Here is an 18,072-nt window from a genome sequence, read left to right as displayed (position 1 = left end):
GGCGTCACCCAGCAAGGAGCGAGACAGTTTCAGGGCATCTTTTGAGCCTTTCGTTCGGGTACTTGCGGCCCTGTCCGGCTGCCGTCGTTTTTTGCAGAACCTAACATTCTCACAAGACGAAAAACAGGGTACGCGAATGAACCGACTGTACAGGTCTCTGGTGGTGCTTCAGGCAGCGGCGGCTCTCGGTGGATTGGCGGTATCGGTTTCGGTGAATGCGGCGGAGGCGGCCAAGCCGGCCAAGCCGGATGCGGCAAGAGGGCAGGCCATCGCGACCCAGGTTTGCGCGGCGTGTCACGCGGCGGACGGCAACAGCGCCGGCGCCGCGTTTCCCAAGCTCGCGGGGCAGCACGCCGACTACATCGTCAAGCAGTTGAAGGATTACAAGACGCAGCCGGGCGCAAAGGGGCCGGCGCGCAACAATCCGATCATGACGGGCATTGCCGGGGCGCTGTCGGATCAGGACATGGTGAACGTGGCGGCGTACTTCGCGTCTCAGCAGACCAAGCCGAACTACGCCCGCGACAAGACCGACGTCGCGCTCGGCCAGAAGATCTATCGCGGCGGAATCGCCGACAAGGGCGTGCCGGCGTGCGCGGCGTGCCACGGCGCGACCGGCATGGGCATTCCGGTGCAGTATCCGCGGCTGTCGTGGCAGTGGGGCGATTACACCGTCGCGCAGCTCAATGCCTTCGCCCAAGGCACGCGCAACAACAGCGAACCGATGCACGCCATCGCGTCGCGCCTGAACGAAGCGGAAATGAAAGCGGTAGCGGATTACGTCGCCGGATTGCATTAAACGCAGCACGAGAGCGTCCAGCGGTTTCCGGCTAAGAGCAAGAACGCGGGGAATCGCCCATACTACGCACGAAGCCGGCCCACAGAGGCGGGCGCGAAAACAAGAAAAAGGGTGGGACGTCGGTCGGTCAGACCGCTTACGTCTCCACCCTTTTTTGCTGTCAGCCGGAGTTTGAATGAGCATCACCACATCGGGATTGCAGTCGAAGTCGAGCCGTCGCGCCATCAAGCATTTCGTCGAGCTCGTGAGTTCGATGCGCTTTGCCATCGCCTTACTGGTCGTGCTGGCAATTGCGAGCATCATCGGCACGGTGCTGACGCAGGAAGACCCGTATCCCAACTACGTCAACCAGTTCGGCCCGTTCTGGGCGGACATCTTCCGCGGCCTGAGCCTCTACAACGTGTACAGCGCGTGGTGGTTCATGCTGATTCTCGTGTTCCTAGTGATTTCGGTGTCGCTGTGCGTGGTGCGCAATGGCCCGAAGATGATCGCGGATATCAAGAACTGGAAGGATCGCGTGCATGAAGGCAGCCTGCGCGCGTTCCATCACAAGGGCGAGTTCGTGGTCGGCGCGGATCGCGCGCGGACCGCCGCGACGCTCGAACGCCTCAGCACGAAGATGGGCTACCGCTTCGTCCGGCGCGAGACCGACACCGGCGCGACGCTGATCGCCGGCAAGCGCGGCGCGCTCACGAAGCTCGGCTATATCTCGGCGCACCTCGCGATCGTCGTGATCTGCATTGGCGGGCTGCTGGACAGCAATCTGCCGATCAAGCTGCAAATGTGGCTCTTCAACAAGACGCCGGTCGCCACGAACGCGGTCATCAACGACATTCCCGCCGAGCATCGCCTTTCCACGTCGAATCCGACGTTTCGCGGCTACGCGTGGGTGCCGGAAGGGCAGTACGTCGGCACGGCCATTCTGAATCAGCAGGACGGCTCGATCATTCAGGACCTGCCGTTTTCCATTCAGCTCGACAAGTTCATCGTCGATTACTACTCGACCGGCATGCCGAAGCTCTTCGCGAGCGATATCGTCGTGATCGATCACAAGACGGGCAAGCGCATTCCGGCGCGCGTCGAAGTGAACAAGCCGTTCACGTATGACGGCGTGTCGATTTACCAATCGAGCTTTCAGGACGGCGGCTCGAAGCTCGAAATGACCGCCTGGCCGATGACCGGCGGCAGCGCCAAGACCGCGCCGTTCAACGGGACGATCGGCGGCACCGCGCCCGTCGCGTCGCAGTTCGCGGGCGCGCAGGGCGAAACGGTGGAATTCACGGATTTCCGCGCGATCAACGTCGAGAACATGACGGACGGCAGCGGCGCGCCCGACGCGCGCGGCGTCGGCAAGAAGGAAACGCTGCGCGACGCGTTCGACGAGCGCCTCGGTTCCGGCGCGAAGACATCGCGGCCGACGGATCTGCGCAATATCGGCCCGTCGGTGCAGTACAAGGTGCGCGGCACGGACGGCCAGGCGCGCGAATACAGCAACTACATGCTGCCGGTGGATGTCGGCGGTCAGCGAATGTTTCTCGCCGGCATGCGTGTGAGCCCGAACGATCCGTTCCGCTATCTGCGCATTCCCGCCGACGAGCAAGGCTCCGTCAAACAGTGGATGGACCTGCGCGCCGCGTTGCAAACGCCCGCGACGCGCGCTGCGGCCGCACACCGATTCGCCGTACGCTCGGTGCCGCAGGAAAACGTCGAGTTGCAGAAGCATCTCGAAGAAAGCGCGCTGCGCGTGCTGAATCTGTTCGCCGGCGCGGACGCAAACGGCGCGCCGAGCGCGAATGGTCAGATAAACGGCGGTTTCCAGAGCATCGCCGCGTTCATCGACAAATCCGTGCCGAAGGGCGAGCAGGAAAAAGCCGCCGGCCTTCTGATGCGCATGCTGGAAGGCGCCATGTGGGACGTCTGGCAAATGTCGCGCGAGCAGAACGGCCAGCCGGACGCGAAGATCGACGAAAAGAGCACGGCGTTCGTTCAGGCGTCGATCAACGCGCTTTCCGACAGCTTCCTGTACGGTTCTCCCGTCTTCCTGCAACTGGATTCGTTCAAGCAGGTGCAAGCCTCGGTATTCCAGTTGACGCGCGCGCCGGGTAAAAAAGTGGTGTATCTTGGCAGCCTTCTGCTGGTCGTCGGCATCTTCTCGATGTTCTATGTCCGTGAACGCCGGCTCTGGTTCTGGCTCAAAAATTCAGGGCAAGGCGGCGCGAGCGTGCTGATGGCCATGTCCACCGCACGCCGGACGCTGGATTTCGAGAAGGAATTCGAGCGCACGCGGGCGTCGGTCGGCGCGGCGCTGGGCGCTTCGCCGATCGACCCGGCCGCGCCACCGACCGCTCAGAATGCGCCGGCGTCCGCCGCGCCGCAATCGCAATCCGAGGCCGCGAGCTCGGAAGTTTCATCACGGTAAGATCATGGACCTCACACAGACTTCCTCCCACGCCTCCGCCAAGACGGAACGTCCGGCATCGAGCCTTCCCGATGTCGCCGTGTTCGACGACCGTCCGTTCTTCCGCAGGCTCGGCGCGCTCGACTGGCTGTTCGCCCTCGCGATGGTCGCGGGCGCGGGTTTCGCGCTCAACCGCTATCACGCGTACATGGACGTCTACGATACGGCCGTGCTGATCGGCGCGGTGCCGACGTTCGTCGTGCTCGGCTGGCGCTGGAAGCCGGTGCGCTTGCTGATCGCGCTGATGGCGGTCATGTCGCTGCTGTCGATTCAGCTTTACCAGCACGACCTGGCGCGCGCCGACACCAATTTCTTCCTCAAGTACTTCCTGTCGAGCCAGTCCGCGATTCTGTGGATGAGCGCGCTCTACATTCTCGCGACGCTGTTCTACTGGATCGGACTCGTCACGCGGTCGCAGACGGGCGGCGCGATCGGCTCGCGCATGACATGGGTCGCGGTGCTGATGGGCTTCACCGGCTTGATGGTGCGCTGGTACGAGTCGTACATGATCGGCAGCGACGTCGGCCACATTCCCATTTCGAATCTGTACGAAGTCTTCGTGCTGTTCTGTCTGATCACGTCGCTGTTCTATCTCTACTACGAGCAGCATTACGCGACGCGGCAAATGGGCGCGTTCGTTCTGCTCGTGATCAGCGCGGCCGTCGGCTTTCTGATGTGGTACTCGATTGCGCGCGACGCGCAGCAGATTCAGCCGCTCGTTCCCGCGCTGCAAAGCTGGTGGATGAAGATCCACGTGCCGGCGAACTTCATCGGTTACGGCAGCTTCGCGCTCTCCGCGATGGTGTCGGTCGCGTATCTCGCCAAGCAGCGCGGCGTGCTGGCGGACCGTCTGCCGTCGCTCGAAGTGCTCGATGACGTCATGTACAAGTCGATCGCGGTGGGCTTCGCGTTCTTCACCATCGCGACCATTCTCGGCGCGCTCTGGGCGGCGGAAGCGTGGGGCGGCTACTGGAGCTGGGACCCGAAGGAAACGTGGGCGCTGATCGTCTGGCTGAATTACGCGGCGTGGCTGCACATGCGGCTGATGAAGGGCCTGCGCGGCGCGGCGGCGGCGTGGTGGGCGCTTACGGGTCTGGTCGTGACGACGTTCGCGTTCCTCGGCGTCAACATGTTCCTGTCGGGCTTGCACAGTTACGGCAAGCTGTGAGCCGGCCGGCATAGAAAAAGGAGAAACCGCCATGCGTCGCGCTGGCGGTTTTTTTTCGTTTCGGCGTGGAATACGGGCACTGGTTCTGCTGTTTGCCTGTGTATCGCGAAAGCAAAGGAGTCGGCTCCATGTGGATCAAACGTAATGGCGCGCTGTATGGCGACGACATCCCCAGTCACGAGATCACGCCGCGCGACGTGTTCGAAAACCGCCGCCGCGCGCTGCGCTCGTTGGGCGCGCTCGCGGCAACGGGGCTCGCAGGCGCGAGCGGTCTCGCACACGCGACGCTGACTTCGCCCGATGCGAAGGGTCAGAAGCTCGCCGCGAAGACCAATTCGAAGTTCGTCGCGCTAGACAAGCCGACGCCGCTCAAAGACGTCACCACGTACAACAACTTCTACGAGTTCGGCACCGACAAGGGCGATCCGGCCGAGCACGCGGGCACGCTGCGTCCGCGGCCGTGGAAAGTGTCGGTGGAAGGCGAGATCAAGAATCCGAAGGTCTACGACATCGACGAGATTCTGAAGCTCGCGCCGCTGGAAGAGCGCATTTATCGGCTGCGATGCGTCGAAGGCTGGTCGATGGTCATTCCGTGGATCGGCGTGTCGCTGTCCGAGTTGATCAAGCGCGCGGAGCCGACGGGCAACGCGAAGTACGTGCAGTTCGTCACGCTCGCGGACCGTTCGCAGATGCCGGGCCTGTCCACGCCGATCCTCGACTGGCCGTATTCCGAAGGCCTGCGCATGGATGAAGCGATGAATCCGCTCACGCTCCTGACCGTCGGCCTTTACGGCGAAGTGCTGCCGAACCAGAATGGCGCGCCGGTGCGTATCGTGGTGCCGTGGAAGTACGGCTTCAAGAGTGCTAAGTCGCTGGTCAAGATCCGCTTCGTGGAAAAGCAGCCGCCGACGAGCTGGAACACTTACGCGCCGAGCGAATACGGCTTCTATTCGAACGTGAATCCGAACGTGGACCACCCGCGCTGGAGTCAGGCGACGGAGCGGCGCATCGGCGAGGACGGATTCTTCACGCCGAAACGCAAGACGCTGATGTTCAACGGCTACGGCGATCAGGTCGCGTCGCTGTATCAGGGCATGGACCTCAAGAAGAACTTCTGAACATGCCGACCGCAACCGATATCAAGACGGCGCAGCCGCGGCCGCGCGTGCAGGCGGGGCCGCGCTGGATCGTGCCTGCCAAGGTCGTCGTGTTCATTGCCGCGCTGTATCCGCTTGCGCGCATCGTGCTGCTCGGCGTGACCGGCGTGCATGGCGGACTCGGCGCGAACCCGACCGAATTCATCACGCGCTCGACCGGGCTCTGGACGCTCGTGTTCCTGTGCATCACGCTCGCCATCACGCCCGCCCGACGCCTGACCGGCGTGACCGCGCTCGTGCGCTTTCGCCGCATGATCGGGCTGTATGCGTTCTTTTACGCCGCGCTGCACTTCACGACGTACTTCTGGTTCGACAAGTGGTTCGACATCGCGGAGATTCTGAAGGACATCGGCAAGCGGCCGTTCATCACGGTCGGCTTTGCGGCGTTCGTGTTGCTGATTCCGCTCGCCGTCACGTCGCCCAAGGCGATGGTGCGCAAGCTCGGCCGACGCTGGCAGACACTGCATCGCGCGATCTATCTCATCGCCGCGCTCGCCATCCTGCATTTCTGGTGGATGAAGGCGGGCAAGCACGATCTGATACTGCCGAAGATCTACGGCGCGATCGTGATTGCGTTGCTCGGCTGGCGTCTCGTTGTGTGGCTGAAGTCGAAAGCCGCGACGCGCGCATAAAAAAAGCGATGCCTCGGCATCGCTTTTTCGGTCTGCGTTCGAGCGAGCGTCAGTCCGGCAGGATCGACTCTCCGGCGAACAACTGCCGCACGTCTTCGCGTTGGCGCACGAGGCGGGCGCGCTCGCCGTCGACCATGATTTCGGCGGCGCGCGGGCGCGTGTTGTAGTTCGAACTCATCACGAAGCCGTACGCGCCGGCCGAGCAGATGGCGAGCAAGTCGCCCGGCTCGACAGCCAGATCCCGATCGCGCCCGAGCCAGTCGCCGCTTTCGCAGACGGGGCCGACCACGTCGTACTTGTGCGCGGGCGCGTCGCGCTTCACGACCGGCACGATGCGATGAAACGCCTCGTACATCGCGGGGCGCGCGAGGTCGTTCATGGCGGCATCGACAATGGCGAAGCTCTTCTCTTCCCCCGGCTTCAGGTATTCGACGCGCGTAAGCAGCACGCCTGCATTGCCGACGAGCGAGCGCCCCGGCTCGAAATACACTTCGCGCTGACCGTGGCCGCGCTTTTCGATGTGCGCGAGCAGCGCGCGGACGAAATCGCCGATATCGGGCGGCGTCTCGTCGTCGTAAGTGATGCCGAGACCGCCGCCGACGTCCACGTGACGAATGGACATGCCGTCCGCCTCGATCTGCTCGACGAGATCGAGCAGCTTGTCGAGCGCGTCGAGATACGGGCTGATCTCGGTGATCTGCGACCCGATATGGCAGTCGATCCCGACCACGTCGAGATTCGCCATCGCGTGCGCTTCGCGATACGTCGCGCGCGCGTCGCTGAACGCCACGCCGAACTTGTTCGACTTGAGGCCCGTGGAAATGTACGGATGCGTCTTCGCGTCCACGTCCGGGTTCACGCGCAGCGAAACCGGCGCGCGCTTGCCGAGCGACTTGGCGACTTCGTTGAGCGCGTGCAACTCGGGAATCGATTCGACGTTAAAGCACTTGACGCCCGCTTCCAGCGCCTCGCGCATCTCCGCCGCCGACTTCCCGACGCCCGAAAACACCGTGTTCTCCGCCTTGCCGCCCGCCGCGAGCACGCGCGCCAGTTCGCCCGACGAGACGATGTCGAAGCCCGCGCCCATGCGCGCGAACACGTTGAGCACCGCGAGATTGCTGTTGGCCTTCACGGCGACATGCACGACCGCGCGGCGTCCGGCGCACGCATCGGCGTAAGCGCGATAGGCGCGCGTCAGCGCATCGCGTGAATAGACGTAGAGCGGCGTGCCGAACTGCTGCGCGAGCGACGCGGCGGAAACGCCTTCGGCGTGCAGCACGCCGTCGACATAATGGAATGCGGAATCACTCATGCGTGCTTGGAATGGAAGATGCGCGGTGCGCGAAGAGCTTGCCGGTCACTCGCCCGACGACGCGGCTTTCGGCGCTGTGGGCGTCGCGGGCGTCGATTTCAGGTCGGTCTCGGGAGCGAGCGAAAGCGGTTCGCCGGACGTGTCGGGCACGTCGCCCGCCGCGTTGGTTCCGGTCTTGCCGGCGCGCGACGCGGTTTCGTCGCTCGGAGTCACGTCGGAAGGCGGCGTATCCTGAAGGTTCTCAGGGCGCTGCGGCATGGGAGGCACGACGGGGAGATAAAGCGGACCGCGTTGCCCGCAACCGCCGAGCGTGAGCGTGGTCGCGGCACAAACGCTGACAGCCGCTACAATCGCGCTCATCCTGAAAACAGCTCGCATGACCGTCCCTGTACATAGAATCGATGGAGTTTAGCATGACAGACCAGGAATACCTGACCTTGGCGGAGGCCGTGCTGACGGCGATCGAGCGGTCCGTCGACGAGGCCGAAGCCGACATCGAATTCGAGCGAAGCGGCAACGTGTTGACGCTCGAATTCGAGAACCGGACGAAGGTGATCGTGAACCTTCAGCCGCCGAAACACGAGATCTGGCTCGCGGCGAAGGCGGGCGGATTCCACTACAAGTACGTCGACGGTCAATGGCGCGATACCCGCGACAACAGCGAGTTTTTCGCGGCGCTCTCGCAGCATTCCACTGCGCAGGCAGGCGAGCCGGTCAGCTTCAAAGCGTGACCGGCGCGGGGCGCGCAACGCTCATTGCCCCTTGAACAGATTCATGATGTCCTGCTTTTCCTGCTCGCCGACATCCGGCGCGGGCGCGGTCACGCCCGACACGCCGCCTTCCTGCGGCGGCGCCTGACTGACGCCGATAGTCGCGATGAAGCCGTGGCCCGGCGTCATGTCGTCGTAGTACAACTCGCCGCCGAGCGATTTCACATCGGGCGGCATCAACGGCTTGTACTCGGGCACGCCTTGCAGCGCGCGGCTCATGTAGTCCATCCAGACCGGCAGCGCGAGCCCGCCGCCGGTTTCCTTGTCGCCGAGGCTGCGCGGGTTGTCGTAGCCGACCCACGCGATCGCCACGAGCGAACGCTGGTAGCCGGCGAACCAGGCGTCGCGCGAATCGTTCGTCGTGCCGGTCTTGCCGGCCAGATCGCTGCGCTTGAGCTGATTCGTCTTCGCGGCCGTGCCGTGCTGCGCGACGCTTTGCAGCAGGCTGTTCATCACATACGCGTTGCGCGGCGTGATGGCGAGCGGCGCGGTCTGCTGCGCGACGAGCGGTTGCGGATGCGACACGACCGCGCCGTACGGATCGGTGATATCGGCGATCAGATACGGATTCACGCGATACCCGCCGTTCGCGAACACCGCGTAGCCCGCCGCCATTTGCAGCGGTGTGACGAGACCCGCGCCGAGCGCCATCGGCAGATAGGCGGGATGGCGGTCGGCGTCGAAGCCGAAGCGCGTGATGTACTGCTGCCCGTACTTCGTGCCGATGGTGTTCAGAATGCGGATCGACACCATGTTCTTCGACTTCTGCAGGGCGGTGCGCATGGTCATCGGGCCGTCGAAGCCGCCGCCGTAGTTCTTCGGCTCCCACGCCTGGCCGCCGGTTTCCGCGGCGCTGAAAAAGAGCGGTCCGTCGTTGATGATCGTCGCCGGCGACAAACCCTTCTCCAGCGACGCCGAGTAGATGAACGGCTTGAAGCTCGACCCCGGCTGACGCCATGCCTGCGTGACGTGGTTGAACTTGTTCTTGTTGAAGTCGAACCCGCCGACGAGCGCGCGAATCGCGCCGTCCTGCGGCACCATCGAAATGAGCGCGCCTTCCACTTGCGGCAGTTGCGTGATGGTCCAGTCGCCGTCGTCGTTCTTCACGAGCCGCACGATGGCGCCCGGACGAATGCGCTGGTTCGGCTGCGCGCGCGGCGAAAGCGCGTTCGCGACGAAGCGCAGATTGCTGCCGCTCACGGTGGCCACGTTGCCGTCGATGAAGCTCGCCTTCACTTCCTTCGTGCTCGCCGCCGTGACCACGGCCGCGACGATCTCGCCGTTGTCCGGATGCTCGGCGAGCGCGTCGTCGATAGCCTGTTCGCGGTCATCCGCGTTCGACGGCAGATCGATGAAACCTTCCGGCCCGCGATAGCCGTGACGCCGTTCGTAGTCCATCAAGCCCTTGCGCACGGCGCGATACGCGGCGTCCTGATCGGCGGAATCGATCGTCGTCACGACGTTGAGGCCGCGCGTGTATGCTTCCTCGCGATACTGCGCGTACATCATCTGGCGCACCATCTCCGCGACGTATTCGGCGTGCACGCTGAATTCTCGCCCCTGGCCCTTCACGACGAGCGGCTGCTTGGCCGCTTTTTCGTACTCGTCTTCGCTGATGAAGCCGAGTTCGCGCATGCGCTGAAGGATGTACTCCTGGCGCACTTTCGCGCGTTTCGGATTGACCACCGGGTTATACGCCGACGGCGCTTTCGGCAGACCGGCGAGCATGGCGGCTTCCGCGAGCGTGATGTCCTTGAGATCCTTGCCAAAGTAGACGCGCGCCGCGCTCGCGAAACCGTACGCGCGCTGCCCGAGATAGATCTGATTCATATACACCTCGAGAATCTGATCTTTCGTCAGCGCGCGCTCGATCTTGTACGCGAGCAGCATTTCATAAATCTTGCGCGTATAGGTCTTTTCGCTCGACAGGAAGAAGTTGCGCGCGACCTGCATGGTGATCGTGCTCGCGCCCTGCGACGCGTGGCCGTTCGTCAGCGCGACGCTGCCGGCGCGCAGGATGCCCGTCAGATCGACGCCGCCGTGGTCATAGAAACGCGCGTCCTCGATGGCGAGCACCGCCTTCTTCAGATGGTCGGGCACGTCCCGAATGCGCACGACGCTGCGGCGCTCTTCGCCGAATTCGCCGATCAGCACGTGATCCGCCGTATAGATGCGCAGCGGCACCTTCGGACGATAGTCGGTGAGTGCTTCGAGCGACGGCAGATTCGGCATCGCGACGACGAGCGCATAGCCCAGCACCAGTCCAGCACAGACGATCAACGCGAAAACGCTGACGAGAAAACCGAGAAACAGCCGTGTGTACCAGGGGCGTGATGCCTTCTTGGGCCGTTCGGGCGGCGTGGCAGGCGGATTGGTCGGGGAAGAGGATTGCATAGCACCACCAAAAACAGTCCCGCGATTATAGCCGTCCGGGTTTCGGGTTTTTCCTAGCGACTCCAGACACCTGACCGATGCGTCGCGCTGGCTTTTCCACCTCCAACGATACCCGCGATAGCCCGGCAAAACATCCTGCCACCGCTCGCGTTAGCCATTCGGCCGAATGTTCGCCGTGCGCCGCCGTCCCGACAATTCCTTCACTGCAAGCGCACGAACGGTTCGGCGCGCGAGTGAGAGAAGGAGTGGTCATGACAAACGAGAACGCCCTGCGCGGCACGATGCTGACGGTCACGCGCCGGTTCGCGGCGGGCATCGACGTGAGCGAGGACGCGGTGCGCATCGCCGTGTTGAGCCGGCGCCTGAGACGCGACTCGACGGTGTGCGTCGAACATCTGGATACGGTGCCGCTCGCGCCGGGCGCGGTGGTGGGCAGCGATTTCATCGATCGCGCCGCCGTCGTCGCCGCGCTGCGCGATGTGGTCGCGCGCCTGCCGCAGAACGGCGCGTGGCGGGCGCTGCGCTGCGCCATGGGATTGCCGGCGTCCGCCACGCACACCACGCGCGTGCCGCTCGCGCGCCTGATCGAAACGCGCGAGGCCGACATGGCGACGCTCGGCGCGGACCCGTGCGGACTGCTGGAACCCGCGGTGCTCGCCGAAGCCGAGCGCGTGTCGGGCATCGAGCGCAGCGCGCTGGCGGTCGACTGGTCGGTGCGATCGCGCGAGGGCGGCCAGCCGGACGTCGCCATTTCGGCGACGGCGCGTCAGCACGTCGAAGCACGCGTGGAAACGGCGGCTGCGGCGGGCATCGCGCTGTGCGCCATCGACGGCGAGCCCGCCGCGGCGCTGCGCGCGATGCGCCATTCCGGCAAAACGGAGCTGGGTGCCGAGGCGCGCTACGTGGCGTGCTGGCTCGAAGGCGCGGGCTTGCACGGTTGGCTCGTCAACGCGGGCGACGTCGAGCGCGACGCGCTCTATCCCGCGCCGGAGTACGGCAGCGCCTGGGACGCGCTGCGCGATCTGGCGGGCGCGGCGCCGCTTGGCGGCATCTTCGTGGGCGGCCGAGAGCATTTGCTGAAACAGGCCGGGCTTTCGCTTGAGGCGTTGACCGAGGTCTTCGGCTGCCCGGCGCTGCCGTTCGAGTCCGCGCCGTATTGCCACGGCGCATCCGAGATCGCGGGCGCGCTGAAACATTCGCCCATCTTCGCGGTGGCCTTCGGGCTCGCGCTGCGCGAGGTGCTGCAATGACGAGCGCCGCGATTGTCGAAGGTTTCAACCTGCTTCCTCATCGAGCGCTGAAACGTCGCTCGTTGCGGCGTCAGCGGATCGCGATTCTCGCCGCCGCAGGACTCGCGGGATGCGCGGCGGTCGGCGGCGTCGTCGGCTGGGACGCGTTCGAGCGGGCGCGTCTGGACGAACGGCGCATCGCGCTCGAAGCGACGCTGCGTGCATCGAGCGCGCAAATCGACGAGCACGCCCGCCTGCTGCGCGTCGAAGGCGAACGGCGTCGCGCGCGCGAGGCCGCGCAGCCGCTCGCCGCCCCGCGCGATCGCTTTCTCGCGCTTCTCGATGCGCTCGCCGACGGGCCGGCTTCGAGCGAAGTCGCGCTGCAACGCGTCTCGCAACGCGCGGAAGAAGTGGAACTGGCCGCGCTTGCACCCGATTCGCAGACGGCGGCGCGCTGGCTCAAGCGTCTGGAAGGGCTGCGCGGCGAGCAATCGGTGGAAGTCGTGGAGATGAAACGACGCGCCGAAACAGTGTCGCCGGGCAGGCGCGAAGCCGTCGCGCCCGTTGCGCCCGCCGCGCCCGTTACGCCCGCCGCCGACCGTTACGAGTTCACGGCGCTCGTGCGCTACGCGCCGGCGGCAGGCAAGCCGATACCGGCGAGCACGAAAGCGTCGATCACGAGGAGAATCCGATGAGCACGATCAGCATGAATTTCCCCACGCGGCTGCGCCAGCCGATCCTTCAGCCGCTCGACCAATGGTCGAAACGCAGGACCGCGATCACTGCGGTGGCGCTCGCATTCGTCGTGTTCGCGCTGGCTTTGCAAGGCTGGCGGAACGCCGGCTTGAGTCAGCGCGATGCGAGCCGCGCCGCGCTCGCCGCGACGCAGCGCAAGCTGGACGACGCAGGGCGCGTGGCTGCCGAACTGCCCGATCTGCGAACGCGCGTGGCGGCCAGCGCAATGAAGCCCGAAAACTGGACCGCCGGCGATGCGCTGCACGCCGTCGCCGCGCTCGCCGCGCAGAATGGCCTGCGCGTGAGCGAGATCGATCCGCAGGCGTTGAAAAGCGGCACGCCGAAACCAACGCCGGCGCCCTCCGAACGCTTGCTGACGTTTCGAGCGGAGGGCTCGTTCCCCGAGATCCGACGCTTTCTGGAAGCGCTTTCCGGACTGCCGCGCCTGGTCGTGCCCGAGGCCGTGCACATCCGGCGGCAGGCGGGCGCGCTGACCGTCGACGCGACGCTGCGCATCCATGACACGCTGCCCGCCGTGCCGCTCGCGGAGCCGCCGCGCATGGACGCGTTCGTCGTCGATCCGTTTGCAAAGGAGAGTGCCGCCGGTTCCTCGCGAGGCGCGGGCATGCTGCTCGTCGGCACGCTCGTCGGACGGCATCGCGCGATGGCGCTCGTGCAGAGCGCCAAGACCGCCAAGAGCGTCGAGCATGTCGTGCCGGGCCAGACAATCGGCGATGAGCGGCTCGCGCGCGTGCAGCCGCGCGTCATCGAACTCGTGAGCGGCGAAGGCGCGCTCCGCACGCTGACCTTCGCGGAGGATGGCAAGTGAGCGCGGCCGTTTCGATCCTCCGCTCGATGGGCGTCGCTTTGCTGGTGATCGCGGGCGCGGCGAGCGCGGCCGAGAGCGGCGATGCGCCTATTGCGCCGTTGCCGCCTCTGCCCGCATCGTTCGATACCTTGCCGACCGACCAGTTCGCCATCGATACGAGCGTGCCGGCGCTAACGGCGCCCCCTCCGACCGCAGCGTCGCCGTCACCGGCTGCACAGCCCGCCGCGAGCGCCGACGAGCCGCTCGAAGGCCCGCCCGTGCCGCTGCCGAAGCGGCAACGGCTGAGCGCATCGGATAATGCACGTCCCGCCGCCGACGACGGAAAGCCGATCACGCTCGACCTCAAGAACGCAGACCTGAGCGCCGCGCTGCAGAGCTTCGCGCGTTTCACCGGGCTCAACATCATCGCAAGCGAGAAGGTGCGCGGTCAGGTGTCGATCAATTTGGCCGCGGTGCCGTGGCGGCGCGCGTTCGACACGCTCCTCGACGTCAACGGGCTTGCCATGGAGCAGCACGGCAACGTGATCTGGGTCGCGCCGCTCGCCGAACTCGCCGCCCGCGAAAAGCTGCGATACGAAGCGCATGCGCGCGCCGCCGATCTCGAACCGCTCGCGAGCCGCACATTCCTGCTGCGCTATCCGCGCGCCGAAGACGTTCGCAAGCTGCTCACCGGCTCCGGCACGCAGCGCGTGCTGTCCAAGCGCGGTTCCGCGATGGCAGATGCCCGCACCAACCTGCTCTTCGTCACCGACCTCGACGCACGCGTGCAGCAGATCGCCGATCTGATCGCCTCGATCGACAAGCCGACGCCGCAGGTCATGATCGAAGCGCGGATCGTCGAGGGCGAGACCGGGTTGTCGCGCAATCTCGGCGTGAAACTTGGGGTCGCGCCGACGGGCGACGCGGCGCGCGGCATCGCGGGCGGCAAGGACGGCGTGGTATACGATCTGTCGGCGCAGCCTCTCAATGGCTTCGACGCGGCCACGGCGGGCCTCACGCTCTTCGCCGCGCAAGCCACGCGGCTGCTGGATATCCAGCTGAGCGCGCTGGAAGCCGAAGGGCGCGGGCAGGTGGTGTCGCGGCCGCGCGTCGTGACGGCGGACCGCGCGAAGGCCATCGTCGAGCAGGGCACGGAGCTGCCGTATCAGGCGAAAGTCGGCAACGGCGTCTCCGGCGTGCAGTTTCGGCGCGCTGCGCTCAAACTGGAGGTCGAGCCGCAGATCACGCCGCACGGTCATGTCGTGCTGGATCTGGATGTGGCGAAGGACAGCGTCGGCGAACAGACGGTGTCCGGGCCCGCCATCAATACGAAGCACGTGCAGACGCGCGTCGAAGTGGAGGACGGCGGCACCGTGGCGATCGGCGGCATCTATTCGGACGATGACCGCGAGGACGTGACTGGCGTGCCGGGGCTGATGAGGCTGCCGCTCATCGGCTGGCTTTTCCGTCACGACGCGCGACGCAGGGCGCACAGCGAGCTCGTCATCCTGATCACGCCGCATGTGATTGCGTCGGACGGATAAGGGCTCGCCGATGGCCGGGTGCGGGGCAAATCGGCGCGGCGGGCGCGACTCGACAAAGCGGGCGGTTTGCCCTTAAGCTGCCGCACGAACAAATTCGATACCGTAAAGGATTGACGTTGCAGGAAGGGCACGCGAACGCGAACATTTTCTTCGTCGGACTCATGGGGGCGGGTAAAACCACCGTGGGCCGCGCGGTTGCGCGCCGTTTGCAGCGCGATTTCATCGACTCGGACCTGGAAATCGAGGCGCGCACGGGCGCGCGTATTCCGGTGATCTGGGAACTGGAAGGCGAGAGCGGGTTTCGTCAGCGCGAAGTCAATGTCATCGACGAGTTGTCGCAGAAGAGCGGCATCGTGCTCGCAACGGGCGGCGGCGCGGTGCTGCGCCCCGAGAACCGGGAACATCTGAAGAATCGCGGCATCGTCATCTATCTGCGCGCCAATCCGCACGATCTCTGGCAGCGCACGCGCCGCGACAAGAACCGGCCGCTTCTGCAGACAGACGACCCGCGCGGCAAGCTGGAAACGCTGTTCCGAACACGCGACCCGCTCTATCACGAGTGCGCGCACTTCGTCGTGGAAACCGGCCGCCCGACCGTCAACGCGCTCGTCAACATGGTCCTGATGCAACTGGAGGTGGCCGGCGTCATCAAGTCGGCTGAGTCATAATGTCCGCCATGATTACCCCAACGATCACCGTCAACGTCGAACTGGGCGAGCGCGCCTATCCCATTCATATCGGCGCGGGTCTGATCGGCCGCACCGAGCTTTTCGCGCCGCATATCAAGGGTTCGTCGGTCGCCATCGTCAGCAATTCCACGGTCGATCCGCTCTACGGCGACACCTTGCGCGCCGCGCTGGAACCGCTCGGCAAGACGGTGACGACCGTCGTGCTGCCCGACGGCGAAGCGCACAAGAACTGGGAAACGCTCAACACCGTCTTCGACGCGCTGCTGTCGAACCGCGCCGATCGCAAGACCACGCTGATCGCGTTGGGCGGCGGCGTCGTCGGCGACATGACCGGCTTCGCGGCGGCGTGCTACATGCGCGGCGTGCCGTTCATCCAGGTGCCGACCACGCTGCTCGCGCAGGTGGATTCGTCGGTCGGCGGCAAGACCGGCATCAACCATCCGCTCGGCAAGAACATGATCGGCGCGTTCTATCAGCCGCAGGCGGTCATCGCGGATATCGGCGCGCTGCACACGCTGCCTGAGCGCGAACTGGCGGCGGGCATCGCGGAAGTCATCAAGACGGGCGCAATCGCCGATGCCGAATTCTTCGAGTGGATCGAAGCGAACATCGGCGCTTTTAACGGCCGCGACGAGCGGGCGCTCGCGCACGCGGTCAAGCGGTCGTGCGAGATCAAGGCGTCGGTGGTGGCGTCGGACGAGCGCGAGGGCGGACAGCGCGCCATCCTCAATTTCGGTCACACGTTCGGCCACGCCATCGAAGCCGGCCTCGGCTACGGCGAATGGCTGCACGGCGAGGCCGTCGGCTGCGGCATGGTCATGGCAGCGGATCTCTCCGTGCGCCTCGGCAGGCTAGACGATGCCGCGCGCAAGCGGCTCGTGCGCGTGATCGAAGCGGCGAAGCTGCCCGTCCGCGCGCCGAAGCTCGGCGACGACCGCTACATCGATCTCATGAAGGTCGACAAGAAAGCCGAAGCCGGCGAGATCAAATTCATTCTGCTGACCCGCTTCGGCGCGACGGAAATTACCGGCGCGCCCGATCAGGCCGTGCGCGAGACGCTCGCTGCCAGCGTCTGATCAATCGGGCATCAGCCGGGACCACGACGATGCACGACGAAGCGGAGCCGCCGGTGAGCGAAACAGAAGCTGGATTTGGAGTGCCTTCGTCGCTTGCGCTCGAAGCGCATCTCGCGCCTTACGCGGCGCGGTCGGCGTTGTCGCGCGGGCGCCGGCATGCGGAGCCGCCGCCCGCCGCCCGCACGGAGTTTCAGCGCGACCGCGACCGTATCGTGCATTCGACCGCGTTTCGCCGGCTCGAATACAAAACGCAGGTCTTCGTCAATCACGAAGGCGACCTCTTTCGCACGCGTCTCACGCATAGTCTGGAGGTCGCGCAAATCGCGCGGTCGGTCGCGCGCAATCTGCGGCTCAACGAAGATTTGGTCGAAGCCATTTCGCTCGCGCACGATCTCGGTCATACGCCGTTCGGTCACGCCGGCCAGGACGCGCTCAACGAATGCATGCGCGGTCATGGCGGCTTCGAACACAATCTGCAGAGCCTCGCGGTCGTCGATCAGCTCGAAGAGCATTACGGCGCGTTCAATGGCCTGAACCTGTGCTTCGAAACCCGCGAAGGCATTCTCAAGCACTGCTCGCGCGAGAATGCGCGGCAACTCGGCGATCTCGGCGAGCGGTTCCTCGCGGGCAAACAGCCTTCGCTGGAAGCGCAGATCGCGAATGTCGCCGATGAAATCGCGTACAACAATCACGACGTGGACGACGGCCTGCGCTCCGGCCTCATCACGCTCGACCAGCTGGCGGAAGTGAGCTTGTGGCACACGCATTTCGAAGCGGCTCGCGCGGAGTTTCCCGCCATCGAAGGGCGCAGGCTCATTCACGAGACCATTCGGCGGATCATCAACACGCTGATTGTCGATCTGATCGAAGCCACCAGCCGCAATCTCGCGCGCGCCGCGCCCGCGTCGCTCGACGACGTGCGCAATGCCCCGCCGCTCGTCGCCCATAGCGAGGAAGTCGCCGCGCAAGCCGCCACGCTGAAGCGTTTCCTGTTCAAGAACCTGTACCGGCACTACCGCGTCATGCGCATGGCCAATAAGGCAAAGCGCGTCGTGACCGGTCTCTTCGACGCCTTCACCGACGATCCGCGCCTTCTGCCGCCGGCGTATCAGGCGCGTATTGCGGCAGCGGAGGAGTCGGCGAACGATCCGGCCGCGCCCAGTCACAACAGCACGCAGGCGCGGCTCATCGCGCATTACATCGCGGGCATGACGGATCGGTACGCGCTGAAAGAGTATCAACGCCTGTTTGTCATCGACAACAACTAACATCGCGCGTTTGACGCGCAGACGTTCGACAAC

At 65.2% G+C, this 18,072-nt stretch carries 16 protein-coding genes; 13 read left to right on the top strand and 3 right to left on the bottom strand.

The window, feature by feature from the left end; all coding sequences use genetic code 11:
- Positions 1 to 136: 136 nt before the first annotated feature.
- The 5 genes from NCR35_RS14025 (at position 137) to msrQ (ending at position 6,214) form a co-directional block, all read left to right on the top strand.
- A complete protein-coding gene (locus tag NCR35_RS14025) occupies positions 137 to 799 on the top strand; it encodes a c-type cytochrome (RefSeq protein ID WP_244847386.1) in 663 nt (220 codons plus the stop codon).
- A gap of 175 nt (positions 800 to 974) precedes the next feature.
- Positions 975 to 3,218, top strand: coding sequence for a cytochrome c biogenesis protein ResB (locus NCR35_RS14020; protein ID WP_250534818.1), 2,244 nt, complete (start codon positions 975 to 977; stop codon positions 3,216 to 3,218).
- Positions 3,219 to 3,222: 4 nt separating this feature from the next.
- Complete coding sequence (ccsB, locus tag NCR35_RS14015) at positions 3,223 to 4,425, top strand: c-type cytochrome biogenesis protein CcsB (RefSeq protein ID WP_250534816.1); 1,203 nt, start codon at positions 3,223 to 3,225, stop codon at positions 4,423 to 4,425.
- Between the two features lie 128 nt (positions 4,426 to 4,553).
- Positions 4,554 to 5,543: a protein-methionine-sulfoxide reductase catalytic subunit MsrP gene (msrP, locus tag NCR35_RS14010; RefSeq protein WP_250534815.1), complete on the top strand. Its 990-nt coding sequence runs from the start codon at positions 4,554 to 4,556 to the stop codon at positions 5,541 to 5,543.
- A 2-nt stretch (positions 5,544 to 5,545) separates the two neighbouring features.
- Positions 5,546 to 6,214 carry a protein-methionine-sulfoxide reductase heme-binding subunit MsrQ gene (gene msrQ, locus NCR35_RS14005; protein ID WP_250534814.1) on the top strand — a complete coding sequence of 223 codons (669 nt, stop codon included), beginning with the start codon at positions 5,546 to 5,548 and terminating at the stop codon, positions 6,212 to 6,214.
- Positions 6,215 to 6,263: 49 nt separating this feature from the next.
- On the opposite strand, the gene lysA is transcribed toward msrQ, so the two are convergent.
- Positions 6,264 to 7,526, bottom strand: a complete 1,263-nt coding sequence (gene lysA / locus NCR35_RS14000) for a diaminopimelate decarboxylase (protein WP_250534813.1) — start codon at positions 7,524 to 7,526, stop codon at positions 6,264 to 6,266.
- 45 nt (positions 7,527 to 7,571) lie between these two features.
- Positions 7,572 to 7,904, bottom strand: a complete 333-nt coding sequence (gene lptM, locus NCR35_RS13995; RefSeq protein ID WP_250534812.1) for an LPS translocon maturation chaperone LptM — start codon at positions 7,902 to 7,904, stop codon at positions 7,572 to 7,574.
- Between the two features lie 35 nt (positions 7,905 to 7,939).
- Between lptM and cyaY the strand changes: the two genes are divergently transcribed.
- Positions 7,940 to 8,257 (top strand): iron donor protein CyaY, encoded by a 318-nt coding sequence (gene cyaY / locus NCR35_RS13990; protein WP_244847379.1) that lies wholly within the window; start codon positions 7,940 to 7,942, stop codon positions 8,255 to 8,257.
- 21 nt (positions 8,258 to 8,278) lie between these two features.
- Here the strand turns inward: cyaY and NCR35_RS13985 are convergent, their stop codons facing one another.
- Positions 8,279 to 10,690: a penicillin-binding protein 1A gene (locus NCR35_RS13985; RefSeq protein ID WP_250534811.1), complete on the bottom strand. Its 2,412-nt coding sequence runs from the start codon at positions 10,688 to 10,690 to the stop codon at positions 8,279 to 8,281.
- A 251-nt stretch (positions 10,691 to 10,941) separates the two neighbouring features.
- Here NCR35_RS13985 and pilM point away from each other — a divergent pair, with 251 nt between their 5' ends.
- From pilM to NCR35_RS13950, 7 genes are all read left to right on the top strand, one after another.
- Positions 10,942 to 11,940, top strand: coding sequence for a pilus assembly protein PilM (pilM, locus tag NCR35_RS13980; RefSeq protein ID WP_250534810.1), 999 nt, complete (start codon positions 10,942 to 10,944; stop codon positions 11,938 to 11,940).
- Positions 11,937 to 12,614, top strand: coding sequence for a PilN family protein (locus tag NCR35_RS13975; protein WP_250534809.1), 678 nt, complete (start codon positions 11,937 to 11,939; stop codon positions 12,612 to 12,614). Before pilM ends, NCR35_RS13975 begins: the two co-directional genes overlap by 4 nt.
- Entirely contained in the window at positions 12,611 to 13,483 is an 873-nt protein-coding gene (locus tag NCR35_RS13970; RefSeq protein ID WP_250534808.1) for a hypothetical protein, read from the top strand. The genes NCR35_RS13975 and NCR35_RS13970 overlap by 4 nt, the downstream gene beginning before the upstream one ends.
- Positions 13,484 to 13,509: 26 nt before the next feature.
- Positions 13,510 to 15,006, top strand: a complete 1,497-nt coding sequence (locus tag NCR35_RS13965; protein ID WP_250534828.1) for a type IV pilus secretin PilQ — start codon at positions 13,510 to 13,512, stop codon at positions 15,004 to 15,006.
- Positions 15,007 to 15,167: 161 nt separating this feature from the next.
- The gene (locus NCR35_RS13960; RefSeq protein WP_370650675.1) at positions 15,168 to 15,674 is read left to right on the top strand and encodes a shikimate kinase; all 507 of its coding nucleotides are present in this window, start codon (positions 15,168 to 15,170) and stop codon (positions 15,672 to 15,674) included.
- Positions 15,674 to 16,771, top strand: coding sequence for a 3-dehydroquinate synthase (gene aroB / locus NCR35_RS13955; protein WP_250534807.1), 1,098 nt, complete (start codon positions 15,674 to 15,676; stop codon positions 16,769 to 16,771). Before NCR35_RS13960 ends, aroB begins: the two co-directional genes overlap by 1 nt.
- 29 nt (positions 16,772 to 16,800) lie before the next feature.
- Complete coding sequence (locus tag NCR35_RS13950) at positions 16,801 to 18,039, top strand: deoxyguanosinetriphosphate triphosphohydrolase (RefSeq protein ID WP_250534806.1); 1,239 nt, start codon at positions 16,801 to 16,803, stop codon at positions 18,037 to 18,039.
- Positions 18,040 to 18,072: the final 33 nt, after the last annotated feature.

This window comes from Caballeronia sp. AZ10_KS36, assembly GCF_023631105.1.
In the GTDB taxonomy this organism is placed as follows: domain Bacteria; phylum Pseudomonadota; class Gammaproteobacteria; order Burkholderiales; family Burkholderiaceae; genus Caballeronia.
This window is presented reverse-complemented; position numbering and strand designations above follow the sequence as displayed.

Bases quoted from the DNA above. Each gene is read 5' to 3' on its own strand.
- NCR35_RS13965 (WP_250534828.1), top strand. From the start codon at position 13,510: ATGGGCGTCGCTTTGCTGGTGATCGCGGGCGCGGCGAGCGCGGCCGAG.
- msrQ (WP_250534814.1), top strand. From the start codon at position 5,546: ATGCCGACCGCAACCGATATCAAGACGGCGCAGCCGCGGCCGCGCGTG.
- NCR35_RS14020 (WP_250534818.1), top strand. From the start codon at position 975: ATGAGCATCACCACATCGGGATTGCAGTCGAAGTCGAGCCGTCGCGCC.
- cyaY (WP_244847379.1), top strand. From the start codon at position 7,940: ATGACAGACCAGGAATACCTGACCTTGGCGGAGGCCGTGCTGACGGCG.
- lysA (WP_250534813.1), bottom strand. From the start codon at position 7,526: ATGAGTGATTCCGCATTCCATTATGTCGACGGCGTGCTGCACGCCGAA.
- NCR35_RS13975 (WP_250534809.1), top strand. From the start codon at position 11,937: ATGACGAGCGCCGCGATTGTCGAAGGTTTCAACCTGCTTCCTCATCGA.
- NCR35_RS13985 (WP_250534811.1), bottom strand. From the start codon at position 10,690: ATGCAATCCTCTTCCCCGACCAATCCGCCTGCCACGCCGCCCGAACGG.
- NCR35_RS13970 (WP_250534808.1), top strand. From the start codon at position 12,611: ATGAGCACGATCAGCATGAATTTCCCCACGCGGCTGCGCCAGCCGATC.
- NCR35_RS13950 (WP_250534806.1), top strand. From the start codon at position 16,801: ATGCACGACGAAGCGGAGCCGCCGGTGAGCGAAACAGAAGCTGGATTT.
- lptM (WP_250534812.1), bottom strand. From the start codon at position 7,904: ATGCGAGCTGTTTTCAGGATGAGCGCGATTGTAGCGGCTGTCAGCGTT.
- ccsB (WP_250534816.1), top strand. From the start codon at position 3,223: ATGGACCTCACACAGACTTCCTCCCACGCCTCCGCCAAGACGGAACGT.
- aroB (WP_250534807.1), top strand. From the start codon at position 15,674: ATGTCCGCCATGATTACCCCAACGATCACCGTCAACGTCGAACTGGGC.
- NCR35_RS13960 (WP_370650675.1), top strand. From the start codon at position 15,168: ATGGGGGCGGGTAAAACCACCGTGGGCCGCGCGGTTGCGCGCCGTTTG.
- msrP (WP_250534815.1), top strand. From the start codon at position 4,554: ATGTGGATCAAACGTAATGGCGCGCTGTATGGCGACGACATCCCCAGT.
- NCR35_RS14025 (WP_244847386.1), top strand. From the start codon at position 137: ATGAACCGACTGTACAGGTCTCTGGTGGTGCTTCAGGCAGCGGCGGCT.
- pilM (WP_250534810.1), top strand. From the start codon at position 10,942: ATGACAAACGAGAACGCCCTGCGCGGCACGATGCTGACGGTCACGCGC.